This is a genomic window from Levilactobacillus tujiorum, assembly GCF_012641185.1.
In the GTDB taxonomy this organism is placed as follows: domain Bacteria; phylum Bacillota; class Bacilli; order Lactobacillales; family Lactobacillaceae; genus Levilactobacillus; species Levilactobacillus tujiorum.
This window is the reverse complement of record NZ_JAAXLK010000001.1, coordinates 121,857-140,770: the sequence shown is the minus strand read 5'-3', so window position 1 is coordinate 140,770 and position 18,914 is coordinate 121,857. Positions and strand designations below refer to the sequence as shown.

The 18,914-nt window shown below is 50.1% G+C and carries 17 protein-coding genes and 1 pseudogene; 6 read left to right on the top strand and 12 right to left on the bottom strand.

Features of this window, described 5'->3' with window-relative positions; all coding sequences use genetic code 11:
* Positions 1–210: 210 nt before the first annotated feature.
* On the top strand, positions 211–987 hold the full coding sequence (gene yaaA, locus HF569_RS00590) for a peroxide stress protein YaaA (protein WP_168900928.1): 777 nt from the start codon (positions 211–213) through the stop codon (positions 985–987).
* Between the two features lie 509 nt (positions 988–1,496).
* On the opposite strand, the gene pepI is transcribed toward yaaA, so the two are convergent.
* The 7 genes from pepI to HF569_RS00555 form a co-directional block, all read right to left on the bottom strand.
* Complete coding sequence (pepI, locus tag HF569_RS00585; protein WP_168900927.1) at positions 1,497–2,381, bottom strand: proline iminopeptidase; 885 nt, start codon at positions 2,379–2,381, stop codon at positions 1,497–1,499.
* A 140-nt stretch (positions 2,382–2,521) separates the two neighbouring features.
* Positions 2,522–3,070, bottom strand: a complete 549-nt coding sequence (locus HF569_RS00580) for a DUF1097 domain-containing protein (protein WP_168900926.1) — start codon at positions 3,068–3,070, stop codon at positions 2,522–2,524.
* A gap of 229 nt (positions 3,071–3,299) precedes the next feature.
* Entirely contained in the window at positions 3,300–3,767 is a 468-nt protein-coding gene (locus tag HF569_RS00575) for a hypothetical protein (protein ID WP_168900925.1), read from the bottom strand.
* 214 nt (positions 3,768–3,981) lie between these two features.
* Positions 3,982–4,986 carry an ADP-ribosylglycohydrolase family protein gene (locus HF569_RS00570; protein ID WP_168900924.1) on the bottom strand — a complete coding sequence of 335 codons (1,005 nt, stop codon included), beginning with the start codon at positions 4,984–4,986 and terminating at the stop codon, positions 3,982–3,984.
* Between the two features lie 91 nt (positions 4,987–5,077).
* Complete coding sequence (locus tag HF569_RS00565; protein ID WP_168900923.1) at positions 5,078–7,060, bottom strand: elongation factor G; 1,983 nt, start codon at positions 7,058–7,060, stop codon at positions 5,078–5,080.
* Positions 7,061–7,259: 199 nt separating this feature from the next.
* On the bottom strand, positions 7,260–9,152 hold the full coding sequence (locus tag HF569_RS00560) for an Ig-like domain-containing protein (RefSeq protein WP_168900922.1): 1,893 nt from the start codon (positions 9,150–9,152) through the stop codon (positions 7,260–7,262).
* A 303-nt stretch (positions 9,153–9,455) separates the two neighbouring features.
* Positions 9,456–10,496, bottom strand: coding sequence for an SDR family oxidoreductase (locus HF569_RS00555; RefSeq protein ID WP_168900921.1), 1,041 nt, complete (start codon positions 10,494–10,496; stop codon positions 9,456–9,458).
* A gap of 114 nt (positions 10,497–10,610) precedes the next feature.
* Here HF569_RS00555 and HF569_RS00550 point away from each other — a divergent pair, with 114 nt between their 5' ends.
* On the top strand, positions 10,611–11,180 hold the full coding sequence (locus HF569_RS00550; protein WP_168900920.1) for a TetR/AcrR family transcriptional regulator: 570 nt from the start codon (positions 10,611–10,613) through the stop codon (positions 11,178–11,180).
* Between the two features lie 142 nt (positions 11,181–11,322).
* Here the strand turns inward: HF569_RS00550 and HF569_RS00545 are convergent, their stop codons facing one another.
* Positions 11,323–12,015: an EAL domain-containing protein gene (locus tag HF569_RS00545; RefSeq protein ID WP_168900919.1), complete on the bottom strand. Its 693-nt coding sequence runs from the start codon at positions 12,013–12,015 to the stop codon at positions 11,323–11,325.
* Positions 12,016–12,109: 94 nt separating this feature from the next.
* Here HF569_RS00545 and HF569_RS00540 point away from each other — a divergent pair, with 94 nt between their 5' ends.
* Entirely contained in the window at positions 12,110–13,465 is a 1,356-nt protein-coding gene (locus HF569_RS00540; RefSeq protein ID WP_211089571.1) for an FAD-dependent oxidoreductase, read from the top strand.
* 68 nt (positions 13,466–13,533) lie between these two features.
* Here HF569_RS00540 and HF569_RS00535 read toward each other — a convergent pair whose 3' ends face one another.
* On the bottom strand, positions 13,534–14,625 hold the full coding sequence (locus tag HF569_RS00535) for a glycosyltransferase (RefSeq protein ID WP_168900918.1): 1,092 nt from the start codon (positions 14,623–14,625) through the stop codon (positions 13,534–13,536).
* 149 nt (positions 14,626–14,774) lie between these two features.
* Here HF569_RS00535 and HF569_RS00530 point away from each other — a divergent pair, with 149 nt between their 5' ends.
* A complete protein-coding gene (locus HF569_RS00530; protein WP_168900917.1) occupies positions 14,775–15,218 on the top strand; it encodes a GNAT family N-acetyltransferase in 444 nt (147 codons plus the stop codon).
* A gap of 105 nt (positions 15,219–15,323) precedes the next feature.
* Here HF569_RS00530 and HF569_RS00525 read toward each other — a convergent pair whose 3' ends face one another.
* Positions 15,324–15,923: an NADPH-dependent F420 reductase gene (locus tag HF569_RS00525; RefSeq protein WP_168900916.1), complete on the bottom strand. Its 600-nt coding sequence runs from the start codon at positions 15,921–15,923 to the stop codon at positions 15,324–15,326.
* Positions 15,924–16,077: 154 nt separating this feature from the next.
* Between HF569_RS00525 and HF569_RS00520 the strand changes: the two genes are divergently transcribed.
* Positions 16,078–16,647 (top strand): hypothetical protein, encoded by a 570-nt coding sequence (locus tag HF569_RS00520; protein ID WP_168900915.1) that lies wholly within the window; start codon positions 16,078–16,080, stop codon positions 16,645–16,647.
* A gap of 41 nt (positions 16,648–16,688) precedes the next feature.
* Here the strand turns inward: HF569_RS00520 and HF569_RS00515 are convergent.
* Both HF569_RS00515 and HF569_RS00510 read right to left on the bottom strand, forming a co-directional pair.
* Positions 16,689–17,369 (bottom strand): annotated as a pseudogene (locus tag HF569_RS00515) (type 1 glutamine amidotransferase domain-containing protein).
* The gene (locus HF569_RS00510; RefSeq protein WP_168849575.1) at positions 17,366–17,704 is read right to left on the bottom strand and encodes an ArsR/SmtB family transcription factor; all 339 of its coding nucleotides are present in this window, start codon (positions 17,702–17,704) and stop codon (positions 17,366–17,368) included. The pseudogene HF569_RS00515 and the gene HF569_RS00510 overlap by 4 nt, the downstream one beginning before the upstream one ends.
* A 172-nt stretch (positions 17,705–17,876) precedes the next feature.
* Between HF569_RS00510 and HF569_RS00505 the strand changes: the two genes are divergently transcribed.
* A complete protein-coding gene (locus HF569_RS00505) occupies positions 17,877–18,893 on the top strand; it encodes an NADP-dependent oxidoreductase (protein WP_168900914.1) in 1,017 nt (338 codons plus the stop codon).
* The last annotated feature ends 21 nt before the right edge of the window (positions 18,894–18,914 follow it).

Genomic DNA, 18,914 nt, shown 5'->3' with positions numbered 1-18,914 from the left:
TTCAAGCACTCTACTTGAAAATGGCGACTTGAAGACGGGTTCTTCGGCTTCAAGCGAGGGTGGAGACCGGTCTTTGGCTCCAGCCGTCCTCCCCACAGCGTTCCAGTCCAAATTTGGCGAACGGTAAGGCGGACTTATATTATCTACTTGTAGTCATCAATTATGCTATGATTAAAGCCTAATTCTTCCCGAAAGAAGGCCACTTGGACCATGAAAATTATCATCGCTCCCGCTAAAAAGATGGTTGTTGACACCGATACGTTCGCTTGTGAGGGGCGGCCACAGTATCTGGATCGCACCCAGCTCATTCTCGATCGTCTGCGCCAACTGAGTTATCCGGAAGCTAAAGTACTCTGGCACTGTAGCGACAAACTGGCCCAGCCCAACTACGATTGGTTACACCAGCTGGACTTAACTCGCCAGTTGACGCCCACCTTGTTGGCTTTTAGCGGCATTCAATATCAGTACATGGCTCCCGACTTGTTCACGGCACCCGCTCTGAACTACGTCCGCACCAACCTAAGAATTCTCTCCGGTTTTTACGGCATCTTACGGCCGTTTGATGGCGTCGTTCCCTATCGCCTAGAAATGCAATCGCGTTTACCAGTAGCCGACGCCCCCAACCTCTACGCCTTCTGGGGAAGCCAGCTTTACCAGGCGCTCACGCCCACGCCGGAACCCATTATCAACCTGGCCTCACGGGAATACGCCAAGACCATCACGCCTTACTTGGCGCCCAATCAGCCCTTCGTGACGGTAACTTTCGGCAGTCTAGTCGCCGGAAAATTGAAGACTAAAGCTACCCTGGCCAAGATGGCGCGTGGTGAAATGGTGCGTTTCTTAGCGGAACGGCAAGCCCAACACCTTAACGACGTGGCGGCCTTCAACCATCCCGATTGGGCCTACGCACCGGAACGTTCGACACCCGACAATTTCGTCTTTATTTATCAAAAAACAGCTAATTCTCATAGCCCGAAAAATCTCTGATAACCATAAGTGGCGGTGAAGCCTACTGAGAAACCCTCTCGGTGGGCTTTTTACTGGCCCGTTTAGCGAAATGCCGCATATCCCCCTATACTTCTACTAACACCAAATCGGCTGATTTTGTTGCACCCTACCGGAAACTTTTGGCGAATTTAATGCACTACGATGTTTCACATGAAACAAAAGTGAGATGCACCAACCGCCAGTTAGCTGAAATTGCGGAGACGAAAAGGACCTGCGACGGTTGTCCCAGACCCCAACATTTTTCAGTCAATTTTAGCTACGCCGGTTCGCTTGACTGACACGGTGTTCGTGAGATTGTCCATGACTGGACAGGTGTTTTCGGCAAACGTCATAAACCCCTGACACTTTTGCTTGGACTCTTCCGTATCGAAATGAACCGCTACACCAACGACCTTTAATGTCAAACTCAAACACCCACCGCTCTCTGATTTACCAGAAGAAAGCGGTGGGTGTCTTTTTAATCTGCTAAGAATCGGTGAATCCCACACTCAGTCATGCTTTGCCAGCCAGGTCGTCAATCGTGCCAAATAGGCTGCGGGCTCCTCGATAAACGCCATGTGCCGGCTGTGGGCGAATAGCGTCCATTCCACTTGTGGCAAATGATCCACCATCGTCTTCGCCACCAGTGGGGTACAGAGATCGTTAACGCCACTGGTCACCAACGTGGGCACCGTCAGCTTGGTGAGCTGCTCAGTGTACTCGTAGTCGCTGAGAGTCCCAGTCGGACAGTATTCATTGGGCCCCCAAGCAGTGGTGTACGCGGTGGTCCCACTACGCTTCGGCCAGCGAAGAAATTCTGGCGATGCTGCCGTGACGGGCCCCGCAGCATGACGTTCCATAAAGTGTCGATTGGCCGTCACGTAATCGGGTTGGGTAAAGTCACCGGTCGTTTCCGCGTGGGCAATGGCGGCTTGGTCATCGGGCGCCATGAAGCCAATCATTCGATGCTGCTCTTGCGCCCAAAGTTTAGCTGAGGACAACGTGCTAGCCAGCGTCAGGCTCTGAATGCCTTGGGGGCGATGATCACAGAGGTAAATAATGGCGAGCATCCCACCCCATGATTGACCGAGCAAGTGAATTTGCTGCAAGCCTAAATACTGACGTAACGCTTGCAGCTCCGCCATCCACGTTGCCGCGGTCCACAGACTGGGATTGTCTGGCATATCCGATTTGCCACAACCCAGCTGATCATACATTACCACTGGACGCCCCGTCTGCGCCGTGAGCTGGTCGAACGCCTCGAAGTAATTGTGAGTTGACCCCGGGCCGCCGTGAAGGAGAAGGAGTGGTGTTTGACCGTTGTTCAGATCTCCCACCACTCGGTAGTACGTTTGATAGTTTTGAAATGGCATGAAACCTTCTGTAATTTGCATAACTGCACCCCGCTTTTAATCTAGTTTACCAGGAACCGCCATTACTGAAAATGGGTGATGCGGCTGCTGGGCTGTGTGCCTTACGCTCAATGATCCCATAAAAAATGACCAATGCCGGATTAGCATTGGTCATTTAACGATTAATCCTGTTCATCTTCGGTTACGGCGTCAACGGGCTTATCCTGTTCCTTATCTGGAAAGAGCCGCAGCATGATTTGCTTAAAAAAGTCTGACGCATAGCCGATCACAAAGATTCCTAATAGCATCGAGCCGTAGAGCTGAACGACAAAAAGCGACCAGTTATGAACCGTGATGTTGGTAATAATCAGCATCGTGGTTCCCCACGCAATCAACCAAGCTGGTACAATCGTGAATTTCATAATCGTCCCCTGTAAGAACAAGACGACGAAGGTCAGCAAGCCAAACATGATCGCGCTAGGCCACAGCGGTGCAATACTGGGAATTTGCAGAAGCCGAAAAGCAATCAGCCCCCAGAGAATCCCCAGTGCAAAGCTCAACAGAATATTCCACAGCTTATCTTTCGGAAAACCGGCCCCAAAGAAATACGACACGGCAACGAAGGCCGCGGAACCCATCCACAGTGACAGTCCGCCCATAATCAGACTGTAAACCAACGTGAACAAGCCCACGCCAATCGCATCGAACCAGACCTTTTTACTAATTTTCATGAGCTACCCCTTTTACGTTAAAACGTTTGCATAATTTGTGTAATTGTCAGTTTACAGGATTGGTGGAAAGAGCGCAAGGAAAACGGGTAAAACGTTGTAACCTTTTCTCCTAGTTAACTGAGGTAGGTTGCTTATTGTTAATTAGTTATTAATAATAAGGAGGGGAATCGCCTAACTTCCCGGTGATGCCCCTCCTTATTATCTACTTGCTGAATTCAGCGCTACTAGCCTAACGAACCGCGTATTTCCAAGCGTGATAATACGTGTACAGACCAGCTGACGACATATACTTAACGGTCTTTCCTTTGAGCTTCTTGGTGCCCGTGTAGAAAAAGTTAAAATCGTCCTCGTAAGCTGCGTAGAAGCCAAACATCTTTTTACGCTGCAACGTCTGACGGTATACGTAAAGTTTCTTTCCGGTCAGCGTTTGATCGTGATGCCATTTTCCATGCTTATGGGGCTTGGAATACCATTTAACCTGGTGCTTCTTCACGATGATCTTGCTGGCCCCGATATTGCGATCCCAGTTGTACCACGTTCCCCGCGAACGAACTGGGGTTGTCCGCGTGTACTTAACACCACGCAAAGTCTTAGGTGAGCCGTAGGATTTAGCTGCGGCCGGCTGCGTCATGCCCATCACGCCACCCGTCACACCCAAGATAATCAGTGCGCCGAGCCAAGCAACTTTTTTAACCATAACGTCCCTACTTTCCACAATTATGTCTTTTGAACTGGTCGGCCATTGAAGGCGCCTCTCAATTTTTAATTATATCCATTACCCACGACAAATTATGACGTTTCATCGAAAAACGTCGTGATTTTAGTGGTTAAAATCACGACGTTGCTATTTATTACTTAATTATTAAAAGGTTACATGACCGCCCGAACGACCATCATATCAGACGACAGAACTAGTCCGTTTTAAACTTCAAAATCTGATCAGCATATGCCTCAATGTCGTGTTGCGGGTTTTCTTGGTCAATGGTCTTACGCCAAGCTGGATCAATAGCGGCTACCCCATTCTTGGCACCACAGATCGCAGTCGCCATTGCCCCAATCGTATCGGTGTCGCCACCGAGGTTCGCACAGAGCAACGCACACCTCTTCACATCGCGGGTGTAGTAGGCAATAGCCAGGGCCGCTGGAATGCTTTCTGAAATCATCGTGCCAGTTCCCACAACCTCATAAATTGCCTGGCTGAATTTTACTTCATCGTCGCTCAACTCGTGGGCTAACTTTACTCCTAATCGCAGACGGTCATGGGTCTTAGCCGCCCAGGTTGGTTGACCCAATTGATAACCTAAGTCATTAGCCTCAAGAGCATAGGTAATAATGTCATCCCATGAATAATCGGCCATCGCAGCGGTCACCGCACCAGCGATCATACTAGCCCCGCTCACTGCGACATCACTAGAATGGGTAATGCGACTAACCTCATAGACCATCTGAACCAGTTCGTTAATTTGGTCTGGCGTAAATAGCGTTCCAATCGGCGCAATCCGCATTCCGGCACCGTTGGTTAAAGCCGTGGCTGTCACTGGCGCTGGATCTTGTCCAGCTTTGATTGCCTTCAATGCTGCTTTACTACTAGGCCCCAGAATATTATTATCCCAAGCACCTACCGCATCTGCCCAAGCCATCACGTGTTTGACTAAATTTTTCTGATCCGGTTGCCAATTCGTCTCAATTAATGAATCTAAAATAGCTAACGCTTGATTAGTATCATCCGTATATTGCCCTTTAGTAAAGTTCAAGGCAATATCATTGTTCTGTGGACCGTCCAAAAATTTAGTGATTAGGCCACCAAACTGCTGGCGAATCTTTTCAACCGGCCACAGCTCTGAAGGCATCCCCATGGCGTCACCAATAGCCTGCCCATAGATGGTTCCCAACACTTTATCACGATTTCTTTTCATAGAGAACTCCTCCACCCACTAAAAGGATTGACTATTTCATAAAAAACAAGCAGCCATCACCAACATCACGATTACTGCTTGCATGATTCCTTTAATTTAATTTTGCCAACTCAGCCACCGTATACACATAATCCACGTGGGCCATCGCCGGCACGTCATCCCAATGGACTGGATAACCGGCGCCGTGAGCACAGAAGACAGATCCCGGTGTATTCTCCAAATCCCCCACTGGATCGTAGTCTTGCGCGGCGATAACCGCCGTTGCGTTATGACAAGGGCGGTAGCCGTCAATCAAGCACTCCAGCTGACCCTTGCCATGGGTATAGGCATTAACCTCCTGCACGTATCCCTGCATCTCCGCGACTGGCGCAGTACCGGTCAACACCGTCATATCGTCTCCGCCGACCGTGGCGGCATCCGGCGTATCAAATTGACCGTGCATTCGCTGAATATCGGTCATTGCGCGACCAACCTGATCCTGGCCGACCTCTAGTCGGAACCGATACCACGGCTCTAGCAATTGGGCATGGCCCTGCGTTTTTGCCATCATCAGGCCCTGGCGCACTGCCCGCCAAGTCGCCTCACGGAAATCACCACCCACGGAATGTACGATGCTAGCTCGGCCGCTCACCAACGTAATTTTAACGTCAGTTAGCGGTGAGCCTGTCAGCACGCCCAGATGTTCCTTGGCCCGTAAACTCGTCAGGACCTGATGTTGCCAATTTTTACCTAGGACCTCTAGGTCACAGTCCGTTCCGAACGTCACACCACTTCCGCGCGGCGCCGGTTGGATGAGTAAATGAACTTCAGCATAGTGCCGTAACGGTTCGAAGTGCCCAACCCCTTCCACGGCCTGCGTGAGCGTCTCCTTATAGAGAATGCTGCCCGCACCGAAGCCTACGTCCAAGTGGAACCGTTCATGTAAAATCTGCTGGAGAATTTCCAATTGAACGGCCCCCATGATCTGCACCCGAATCTCTTGTAAATGGCTTGACCAAGCGACGTGTAACTGGGGATCTTCATCCTCGAGCTGCCGCAAAATGGTCAGGCATTCGTGTAAATCGTGGTCTTGCGGATCCAACGTATAATTTAATACTGGCTGAATCTCCGGCGTTCTGCCAGCTGACTGGATGCCCAACCCCTGACCGGGATGTGTTCCGGTTAGATTAGGAATAGCACACACCATCCCCGCCGAGACAGCCGGTTGAATGGTGAACTTAGCCCCATTGTAGACGCGAATCTGATTCACCTTTTGCTCGTCAAGAATCGTCGTTTTGTTGGCTAATTTTCCGCCCGTCAGCCGCAACCAGGTTAACCGTTCCCCCTTATCGTCATGGGATATCTTAAAGACCTTTGCGCCAAAATCAGCGGTATACTGCGGTTCTTGCGTCCATTGTTCTAACCCAGCCAAGAGGGTATCCACACCATCAAGCTTTAAGGCCGCGCCAAAGTAACAAGGAAAGATTTCGCGTCGACCAATCATCTGGCGCACCGTCTCATCAGCCACAGTGCCTGAATCCAAGAAGTCTTCCAGCACCGCATCGTTTTGCATGGCAATATCTTCATAGGCCGTCGCTGGAATCTTTCCATCAGCGGTCTGATCATCATTAAAGGCAATGCATCCGGACGAAAAGACCTGCTGGAGCTGATCCAGTACTCGTTCACGATCGGCGGTATCTGCATCCATTTTATTCACAAAGATAATGGTCGGCACCTGATAATGGGCCAGTAAGCGCCATAATGTCCGCGTGTAACCCTGAATACCATCCGTCGCCGAGACGACCAAGACAGCATAGTCCAAGACGCTAAGCACCTGCTCCGTTTGGGAGGCAAAATCCACGTGCCCCGGTGTATCCAGAAGGGTCAGATCTAAATCGTTAACTTGTAAGCTCGCTTGATGCGAGAAAATTGTGATTCCGCGTTGCTTTTCCAAATCATCGGGATCTAGGAAGGCGTCGCCGTTATCGACGCGCCCTAATTGCCGCAACGCACCCGACCGATACAACAGTGCTTCAGATAAGGTCGTCTTCCCAGCATCGACGTGCGCAACGATCCCGGCTACGATATGCTTCATGGTTGGTGTACTCCTTTGGGTTGCATAATTTAAATTAAGTCCATCGACTGGTCAGCGCATTTTGGCACGACCAATCGTTTCTCATAATTAATTATACTATCCCAACCACGATTAACGAAGACTTGCGTACAATCCCACCGGAAGTATCACTCTTACTTACCTTAAGCAGCGGCTCGGTGATGTTTCACATGAAACAAAGCTAGGGACCCAACACCACCGTCCAATCTAGCTTCGTGGTATACCTACCCGGCTGAAAGGCCCCATCGGATACCTTAACGTTCAAATGATCTCCTTGCGCTTCACCAATCGGCGACACCAAAGTCCCCGCTGGCGTAATTCCCACTACCTGATTGGCCGATGACAATGTTTGCGATAGGCCATCACGTTTGGTAAACATCAGTGTGGCCGCCAAATTCGTTGCCCCATTATTCAGCGCCGCCTCCTGTCGCAACTCGACTTGACTGGCCGCCTTAACCCGTCGATGATCGGTCACGTCCAGCAACTCCCCATCTCCTAGTGCCTTACCCGGCAGTTCCTGACCAACGTTAGTCATCGTTAGCTGACCAAAATCCACATCATTTGCCGTTGCACTGAGCTGACCGTCCGTAAAGTTCAAGATCACATCATTTCCCTGATAGGTATCCAACACATGACTCCGACTGGTATCGGCATAGCCCATCAGCTGGACGCCCGTCTTATAGACGAGATTGTTCGTTTTATGGGTCGTAAATTTTATGGAGAAGCTATGCGTCTTAATGTCCGTGAAGCTCTGTCCACTAACGACCACAACTACGTCCATTCCTTGAACCACCGTATAATAATGGGCCGGTTGCCCGTCAACTTTGGCCGTTGTATCCGTCGCATCACCCGGAAGCTTAATCATAAAGTCACCATCGACGAGTCGCGACTGCGCATTCTTATCCGTCACTGCTCCCGTGATGACACAGGTATCCCCGTTAATCACGTTAGTCAGCATCGTTGGCGTATTGCCTTTATCATCCGTCAGATTTCTGACCGTACTCGTCACCGTAACGGCCGGCGTGCGATCCGGAATCACTGTTAATTTTGCCCGCCCCGTCGTCAACACTTGGTCGACATCGTCGCTCACCTTAATCTCTGCATAATAGTTGGCTTGATCGTCAGCCATTGTCGTCGCCGGCGTCGTGTAGCTCAGCTGCGTGGTCCGACTGACAACGGTATCGCGACCATCCGTCGCCACTCGATGCCAGGTAACGAGTGCGGGGGCTTGTTCAAATTTTCCCCGCACCCGAAAAGTTGCTGTCTGCCCTGCCGCTACTCTTTGATCGTCCAGCCCGCCACCAATCGAAATCGACACCGCGGCGGTTACTTGCCGACCATTATCGTTAGTCATCGCCCCCGTGATTTGGACAGTGCCCACCTTGCCCGATTTATTAGCCGTCACGAGTCCCTTCGATGTGACCGTCGCTAAGCTCGGATCTGAGCTCGTCCAATCCAAATTACCGGTCGCATTAACCGGCGTTGGCGTTGCGTGTACATAAGTTTGCTGGGCTCTTTCCTGATTGTTATAGAGATAATCACTGTCCGCAGTTACTGATAGTCCTGTAGCCGGCACGGGGTCCGGTAGCGTCGTTAAAGCGGCCACTCGTGAATAGTACGTGGGTGTCACAAAGGGAATCGGCGAGCCAAAAAAATATTGAAAGCGTTGCTGGTAATACACCGTGCCCACCTTGGTTGGCGTAACCTCCAAGTCGGCCGAGCTGGCACCATTGACATCGGTCCATTGTTTGCCTTCATTTGTGGATTGAGCCCATTGAAAATGATCTGAAGCAAATATATTCACGGCACTCAGCAGTGAATGCACCGTCGATGTCGTTAAAATACGCGGATGGTTCACCGACGTATAGCTATCGTCTGGCTGCAAGTTGAACCCCGTTGTCAGGTAAAAACCTAACATCCCAATTGGGGCGTCGCTCTGAGTACCTTTCCCTGGAATCGTTGTCGCCGCCTGAGCGACCAGCCCCTTCCCCGTTCTAAATTGTTGATAAAAATCAGCTATCAGTAACGTTGCCAGTACGATTGTTAGCCATCGTACCCCCTTACTTCCTAGCAAGATTAAGCCTTCTTTCACAATCCTCGAGTTAGTATATAGCTCATCTCATTATCAGCCGCATTAGACGTTAGCTGGCCGCAGATAATGTCACTACTACTTTATGTGCCCTAGTCACTTCATCGATAGAATCGGTAAAGCTTAAACAAACGCGATTTATTTCATGACCTTAGTATAAGGGTAGTTGCACCCGAATACCATCATAACGGTTTATAATTTTAATTATAAAGTAACATCAAAAAAGAGACCCAGGGACAAAACCCCTGGGCCCCTTCTCGCTTCAACTATGAACCGCACTCATATTGTCTATTTGGGCTCTGCCACAATTCCCAAATCCAACATTGACTGTGCCGTCGCGATAATGGCCGCTCTGGCAGATCGCGGATGCCAATCTAGCATGCGAACCGCCTTGGCATTACTGGTGCCCGCATACTCACCAACGATGGACGCAATCATCCGCAGCTCCGGCTTTACCAACGCTGCCAATTTGACCACGCTGTTCGGGATCGTCTTCGTTGGTAGCTTAGCCGCAAATTGTGGGAAATTTTCTCGTACCACGTTGGCTACATCCAACATCGACAAGGTTTCACCCGTCGTCGCTAAGAAACGTTCCCCCGCTGCTTGCGGCGACGTCATAGCTAAAATGTGAAGACTGGCAACGTCCCGGACATCCACGTATCCCGAATCTACCTTAGGCACAGCCTTAAGTTGACCTTCCAGCAATTGACGAACCTGCACATTTGAATGCGAGTAATCGCTGGCCAGCACTGGTCCCATCACACCAACCGGATTGACTGCCGCTAATTCCAGGCCATTCCCCTGCTCGCGAACAAACTGCCACGCGGCCCGTTCTGCCAATGTTTTGGACTTCTGATAAGCGTGAACCTTTTTGACCGTGACGTCTGACCAATCCGCCTCGGTATAAGGTGTTGTATGATGCTTATGCCCAGCAAATACGGCACCATAGGCAGAAGTCAACACGACCCGCTTTACCCCTGCATCCCGCGCTGCCCGTAAGACCCGCAACACACCGTCGACGGCTGGTTGAATCATCTCATTTTCGTCCTTAAACACCCGATTGGGAGTAGGCGAAGCCACGTGAATGGCATACGTAGCCCCTTGTAAGGCCTCCGTCCAATGCGTATCATGCGTCAAATCCGCCTCAACAAAACTTAAATCACTGAAGTTCGTCACGCCGCCATTGGCAAGCATATCCCTGATCAACCCAGCCTTTCGTAAAGAACGCACCGTGGTTCTCACTACAAACCCCTGCTGCAACAACTGTAAAATAATATGCACCGCGATAAAGCCACTTCCACCGGTAACCACGACTAACTGCTTCTTCATTTTTATTCGCACTCGCTTTCGTTTCACTTGTAACGTCTGTGGAAGTAGCATACAATGACAGCAGTACCGATTCAAGCAAATCTCAAGCATCTCTGACAGAATGGAGCAAATGTAATGGCAGCGACAAATCATGCACAGGCAATCAAACAAGACTCACAAAATTATTTGGCCACTGCCCTGTTGCAGCTTTTAGAAAACAAGGATCTCAGCGATATAACCGTCACGGCAGTGGTTAATCGTGCCGGTGTCAGTCGGATGGCGTTCTACCGTAATTTCACCACGCTCACAGATGTGCTAACTGCCTACTTCGAACCGATCATCACTGCTCAGTTCGATGACGTTCTGGCTCACGTGCCTCAAAACCAAAAGCTAGCGGCACTGGGCAAGTTCTTTCAAACGTTAGCACCGACGCTTCAGCTCTCAGTCGATCGTGGCTTCGAAGGGGTCTTTCAACAACTCTTTGAGCAAAACATGCGGCGATTTTACACGGTAACCACCGCCTGGACTGACGTGACTGCTACTCAACAAAAATATTGGACACAATTTATGACTGCCGGTATCTATCGTATTTGGCGGGAGTGGCTACTTGGTGGTCAATCAGAATCGTTGGCTGAAATTCACGAACTGATTGCGACCTTTCAAACGGCAACCATGACTGCGCTCAAATCTCAATCAAGCCGTTAGCTCCTTATTCAGAGTCGTCAAAAAAGGCAACGCCTCCCTTCATATCAGAAGGACGGTGTTGCCTTAATTTGTCTTAATTAGCGATTGAAATCTCCCAAATACCAGGCCAACTTTTAGCCCTAAAATGGGACAGAATCGCGAATTAGCTCAGACACGTATCTTGTGGTAGCTTCAACAATTGTGGTTTACTAAAGTAGTAGCCTTGCTTTAATCGAATACCCAACTTTTTGCTCAAACGATTATCAGCTTGATCCTCAATTCCTTCGAGTACCAAGCGTAAATCATATTCGGCGCTGATTGCGTGCCAGAAGTGTAATTTCTGCAAAATGTGTGGGTCTTTGAAATCTCGATTGAAGTTTTGCAGCGCAAATTTAATCTCTGAGGCTAACGGCAATAGCTCCTGGACGTCCTTGAAATAATTATCACCAGTACCGACATCGTCCAGGGACAATTCCATCCCCTGATCGATGAAGCGCTTCAACTGGGGCAATAATTCCGCGGTCGTGTATTTCTGCGGGCCATCATCTTCCGTTAACTCCACCACTAATTTCGTCGGATAGAGTTGTTCCTGACTCTTAATAATGGCGTTGGTAATCGGCGTCGTCATCAACTGTTCTCGACTCACGTTAACTGAACAATAGCGCACCTTGAGGGATAAGACCTTGGTGGTATCAACTAACAGGTCCGCAATGATTTGTGGATCAATCGCCGAAAAGGATTCTGGCAAGCGCCAGCCAGCCGGGGTGAGTTGTTTCATCAGCAATTCGTAGCCAAAGACAGATTTAGTTGCGGTATCAATTTGTGGCTGAACAAAGTAACGGTAAGTAGTTTTCAAAAAAACACCCCCCTAAACGGATAGTTTGCATTAACTATAACAACAGTATACTATAAAAGACTGAAATAAGTTAAAAAAGAAAGGGTTTATAGAAATGAAAGTCGTCGTTATTGGTTGCACTCACGCCGGCATCGCCGCCGTGAAGCAAATTCTTAAATATTATCCAGAAGCAGACGTGACTGTCTATGAACGGCAGGCTAACATTTCCTACCTTTCATGTGCCACGTATTTACATATTAAAGGGACTGTTCGGGCCCTTTCAGACGCTCAATATCAAGACCCCCAAGACTTCATCAAACGCGGGGTCGATTTACAACTCAATCATGACGTCATTCGTATCGATGCCCACGCCCACACCCTACTGGTTCAGGACCTCAAAACCAAGGACAAGACGTCGACGACCTACGATAAATTGATCATGGCAACCGGCTCAATTACAGCAATTCCCGCAATTCCGGGTGTCGAAAATCCTAAGGTCTTACTCTGCAAGACTTACAGTCAGGCCAACAACATCTGTGAGTACTCGGCCCCTAAACAAAAAGTTGCCATCATTGGGGGCGGGTACGTAGGGATCGAACTGGCCGAAGGATACATTGCCTCGGGCCACGAAGTCCTGCTGATCCAACAGCCCCACGATCTGTTGGACCAATACGTCGAACCGGTGATTGCCGATAAAATTACCAAGGTGCTCACGGATAAAGGCGTCCAAGTCCTGACGGATACGCGGGTTACCGGTTTTAAGGATACTGATGATGGCAAACTGCTATTAAGCTCCGAAGCCGGTGATCTCAAGGTCGATATCGCCGCAATCAGTGCCGGGATTATTCCGCAAACGGAACTGCTACAAGGACAGGTCGCCATGACCGCTAATGGCGCCATCATTACTGACGATTACATGCAATCCTCCGATCCAGATATTCTAGCCGCCGGAGATTCCGCCGTCAGCCACTACAATCCCACTAAGACGGTCACCTACGCCCCGCTAGTCTCCCACGCGATTCGGCAAGGCGCACTGGCTGGTATCAATGTGTTCGAACGGCGGCTACGCACCATTGGAACCCAAATTACAACGGGTATGCAAATGTTTGATTACACGGTCGCTTGTACCGGCTTAACTATGAGCCGCACGCGCCAAGCCAAGCTCAATGCCACCAGCGTAACGTACACGGCCCCTTACCGGCCTAGTTTCATGCCTAACGCCTATCCAATTACCGTCGTGTTAATCTACGATCGTAATACCCGCAAGGTTCTCGGCGCTCAGCTCATGTGTGAGCACGATGTTTCGCAAGCGGCCAATACCGTCTCCGCCCTCATGCAAAATGGCGGGACCATCGACCAATTGGCCATGCTCGATACACTCTTCTCACCTAACTTCAACGACACGTTTAATTACCTCAACTTGGCTGCTCAAAAAGCCGTTGAACAGGAGCACGGTTACCTACGAACTTAATCATTCTCTACTAAAAACACACCGTCAGTCGCTTTTGACTGATGGTGTGTTTTGTTATTGTTATTGCGCTAGGCTGATTGCGTCAGTACCTGTTGCCACTGGCCAATGATGCGGGGCATTTGGAAATCCTTGGCCCGTTCCAACGAGCGCTGCGCATAGCGTTGCCGCAACATCGGATTCTCAATCAACAGATCCACAGCTTGCCAGAGTGCCGCCACGTCTTGCGCCGCCGTTAATAGTCCATGCTGACCGCGCTGCAGGTACTCGGCCGAGCCCGTATTTTCCATTGCTGCTACCGGCAGTCCGAACCCCATGGCCTCGCCCATGACGAGGGGCAGGCCCTCCCAGCGCGACGTCATCACGAAAATGGAGGCGCGTTGATAATGGCGACGCAACGCCTGATCCTGTAGGGCCCCGCGATAGATAATTCGGTGGCTGACCCCCAGTTCTCGCTGTAACCATTTGAAGGTCGCCATATCCGCCGGCTTCCCGTGACCCGCAATCGTCAGTTGCCAATCGCGCGGTAGCCACCGGGCCAGCTCAAGCAGATAATCAATCCCCTTATGTTGAATATCAATTCGCCCCGTAAACGCAATTGTATGGCTTTGCAGGTCAGCGCGTTGTCCCGCCGCTCCTAGTGTTTGCGGATTATAAATTTTGACGGTGTGGGGATTGAACTGGGCATAATTAGCCAGATCGGAATCCGTCAACACCACGACGGTATCGGCAGCCGCCAACCCCGCCCGTAACTCCGGCAGCATCTGGACATAATACTGTTCAAAATACGTCTTGAAGTTATTGTGAATCCAAGCGATCACATTTAGTTGCGGCAACTGCGCCTTAATGACCGGCGCAAAACTAATCAACAAGCCGCCAGGTAAAATAACACTATCATACCGCCCCGCCGTCAGCGTCTGCAGGAGATCCGTCAACTGGGGCTGATAGGTCTCCAGTGGGCGGTCACCAAAATAGTTCGTGACTCTGGGTGAAATTGGTTGCGATGTCACCAACAGTGGCGCACGTAACGCATAAAATGCTGGCGTTTCTGCCAAAGAATAGTAGGTCACGTCCATCTGCCGGGCCAACTCGTTGCCAACGACGGTAGTCACGCGTTTGAGCCCACCCATGATTAAATTTTCAACGACGATCAGCACTTTCATCCCCGTCACACTCCTTTTAGTGGGATTGAGCTGATTATACGGGGTGCCCCACCAATCGCCTGACAAAAGGGCTAGGAAGGGGCGGTGAACTTCCTAATTTCAGAAAATTAGTCTTATAATTGAGACAAGTCAAAAAGGAGGAATTGACCTTGATTACTTATCACTTACTCACCCCACAAAGTTCCGCATGGGCAACCGCAGCTAGCCAGATAGGTGCCATCGACTGGCCCGCTGGTGGCCACTTAGCCAAGCTCATGCAAACGGCAACGTGGCAGCCGTGGGAACGCGTCGTCTATGCGACTGACAACGGCCAACTAGTGGGCTGTTGCGCGCTAATGGCAGAAGATATTGTCCCAGATACCCCCTATTCTCCATTCGTCAGTACCGTCTACGTCAACCCGGATTATCGCGGTCAGGGGATTAGTCTGCGCTTAGTCCAAGAAGCAGAAACGGCCGCTCAAGCAGCGGACATCGACAAACTGTACATTGTCACCCGGCACGTCGGTCTCTATGAGCACCTCGACTACGAGTTGATTGATCAGCGAAACGATCAATTTGGCCGTCTGAATCGGATTCTTTACAAACAACTGTAAGCATGCGTGAAACTAGGCGTGATTAGCCGACAAACCGCAAAAAAGGGACTGGCAATTTCTCCAGTCCCTTACGCATCGTTATGTTTCACATGAAACATTGCCGCCTCAATACTTTTCATCCAACTGGACAAAGGCCGTGTGTCCTAGGCCGCCACCAACTTGCATGACGCTCCCGCCATGTCGTAGTTTCCCCAGATTGACGGGACGGAAGTTGAGGGGCTTCACCAACGCGGCAAAGATCTTCTTCGCCTCACGGTTATCGCCGGCATAAAACAGGACGCGGCGGCCAGGCCCGTCAACTTTTCCGGTCATTAATTCGTGGGGGAGCGTATTGAATGCCTTGATCACCCGCGCGTTAGGCGCCGCGGCAGCGATCACTTCACTACCCGTCAACGGCCGTGTGTCAATCTTCTGGAAATCTGCGGTAAATTGATTGGTGACATCGACCACAATTCGCTGCTGGTAGTCGGCCACCTGATGCATCACCGCTGGGGCTACTTCGAATGGTACCGCTACAATGACCAACGGCTGTTGTAACGCCGCCGTGACCTCATCGAAGCTGACATTTTCCGCAAATTCTGCGCGTCGATTCAACAGACTGGCCACACCACTCGCATGGCTGAGCAAGATCTGGTTGTCTCCTCGACTAAATGTTTGGGCCAGAATTGTCCCGACTGTTCCGGACCCCACAATTCCAATTTTCATCTGAATCACCCTTCCTGATACAACTTATAAGGCTAGTCTACGAGAGTTGGAAAATGAAGAGAAGTGATTTGCTTCTTTACATCTTTAAGGCAGACCGCATTTGAACTACCAACGGGCCCTCGTATACTAAAATTATTAAGGAGGGGAACCATTTATGACACATTTAAAAAGCAAATCAGCCCTTGCTCTGGTGGCCGTTGCGGGTGGTCTACTGGGGCTAGCCAATACGTCGGCCAGCGCTAAAAATATTTGGATATTCGGGAAGCATGACCGTTCAATCCAAACCGCACCGAAGGCCATTCGGGGAACTTGGTATGGCTATCAAGATATTTATGACGATCATCCCAGCAAATTAGTCATTCACAAAAAGGGATTCAAAGTTGCCATCAGCGGCAAGGCCAAGGCACGATCTTTGAAATACGCCAAATCATGGAAAACCGCGTACCGCCAGAACCACCCATCTAATATTGACCTTAGAAAGTCTCAGCATGGTTGGTATTATTTTGCCGTCAACTTAAAACCTAATCTAGATCTCTCTGATCGCTCGTTCTATTACGGCCAGGTTCTGCCCGTCAAGTACCACAAGCAACACGCACTCGCCTATGTTCCAGCCGTTAATCAGAAAAAATCCAGAGTTCTCATCTTGACTAAAAAGAAGGTCAATCATCCACTTTACAAATCTACTAAGGGCATGAAGGTGATCAACTTCTACGGTGGTAAGTGATGAGCCATCAGCCAAAAAGACAGCGTCGCCGCTGCCTTTTTTTACGCTAAATTTTGAATCAATAGCCGCGCAACCGCCTTGGCTGAGAAGGGATTCTGCCCCGTAATCAACTGGCCGTCCTGAATGGCATACTCCCGGTAGGCCCGGCGTTTTTTGAAGTGGGCTCCACGCTGCTCGGCGACCGTTTGATTAAAGAATGGGACCACTGACTTCTTGCCTGCTAGCTACTCCTCACTCTTGGTAAAGCCCGTGATGTCACGCCCAGCAATCAAATAACTGCCATCCGCCGTTCGAATATTCAAGAGCCCTGCAATCCCATGACACACGGACGTGATAAAGCCCCCGCTGGCGTAAATGCTTGCCGCAATCTGCTGCAGCGGCTGATTATCGGGAAAGTCCCACATCACCCCATGACCGCCTGCATAATAAATTGCGATATAGTCAGCCGGATTCACCTGACTGGGAGCTAAGGAGGCCGTTAACGCCCGCTGCTGAAAGTCTGCCGTTTCGTAAAACGCCATAATTTCTTCATCAGTGTATTTCATGCTCCGCGGATCAAGTGGGACAAAGCCCCCGTTAGGACTGACGTAGTCGACGCGGTATCCCGCTTCCTGAACGAGCTGGGCAAACTCGGTCGCCTCACCCAACCATAAACCAGTTGGATCGGCGGTCTTCCCGTAGCGCGTCGTGTTGGTCAACACAATTAGAACTTTTTTCTTCATCGTTGCTGATTGCATGCCATAACCTCCGTAATGTGATCTAAGAGCGTCTTCAACTGGTCAATGGCCTTGGTCTGATGCGTCAAATAGTAAAAGTTTTTCGTGCCCTCTCGCCGATAGTCGACAATTTTGGCTTCCTTGAGAATCTTCAAATGATGGGAAACTGCTGGCCGCGACAGCCCCGTCACCCCGACCAAATCTGTCACCTGTAACCCCTGGTGAATGACTTTTTCATCCAGTAGAGCAATCATGATTTTCTGGCGAGTCTGATCACCGATCGCAATGAGAAAATCACTGGAACGCGTAAATTCATGTTTTAATCTCGTTAAATTCGCCAATTTCCGTCACCTATCCGTTCGTTATTTTAAACCATTAAACCACATGGAAGAACTCGTGTCAAACTTGCTTACTCAACATTTAGCGCAGAATTCAATCGTTGACATTTTTAAACCAAAGGTCTAACATTCAGCTTATTCGTTTAAAAATATCGACGGAAAGAAGCGTACTTTTATGACAAATACGATGCAAGCCGCACAAATTAATCACTATCACCAGAACCAGCTCGTCATCCAGCCAACATCACTCCCCAGACTGCAAGCCAACGACGTGTTGGTCAAAATTATGGCGGCCAGTATCAATCCCCTCGACCTCAAAATCATGGCGGGCGGACTCAAACTGATTCTCCCCTACCAGATGCCTTTGACCCTCGGCAATGATTTTGCCGGCGAAGTCGTCGCTGTGGGGCCTAACGTGACCCAATTCAAGGTCGGGGACGCCGTCTATGGGCGCCCCCGCAAAAATCGTATCGGGACCTTCGCCGAATATTTGGCCGTAAATGCGGAAGACATTGCGCTAAAACCACAAAATCTGGATTACCAGCAAGCTGCCGCATTGCCCTTGGTCGGTCTCACCAGCTATCAAGCGCTCCATGACCTCATGGACCTTCACCCCGGCCAAAAAGTGTTGATTCAGGGCGGCGCTGGTGGCATTGGAACCCTAGCTATTCAATTGGCGAAATCCATGGGCGCCTTCGTGGCAACGACCGCTAGCCGTAAAAATTTTGAGTTGGTCACCGCATTAGGCGCCGACCGGGTCATTGACTACCACACGGAAAATTTTGCAGAAGTCTTATCCGATTACGACGCGGTCTTTGATACCCGTGGTGGTCACACCTTAGAACAGGCCTTTCGTGTGGTTAAACCCGGCGGCCACGTCGTCAGTATTTCTGGATTGCCAACTGCGCAGTTTGCCAAAGATTACGGCCTACCACGTTGGAAGCAGGCACTCTTTGGCCTCGCCTCACACCGGCTCATGCGCTTGGCCCGGCAGTCCCAGGCCACCTATCACTTCTTATTCATGTGGCCCAGTGGTCAAGAATTACAATTGCTGACCAACCTCGTCGAACGCCAAACCTTGCGCCCCCTCATCGACCGCGTCTTCACCTTTGATCACCTAAACCAAGCACTGGATTATTCACGGAAAGGCCACGCTCGCGGAAAAATTGTGATTAATATTGGTGAACGTTAACCTGCCTCCATCTTATTATTA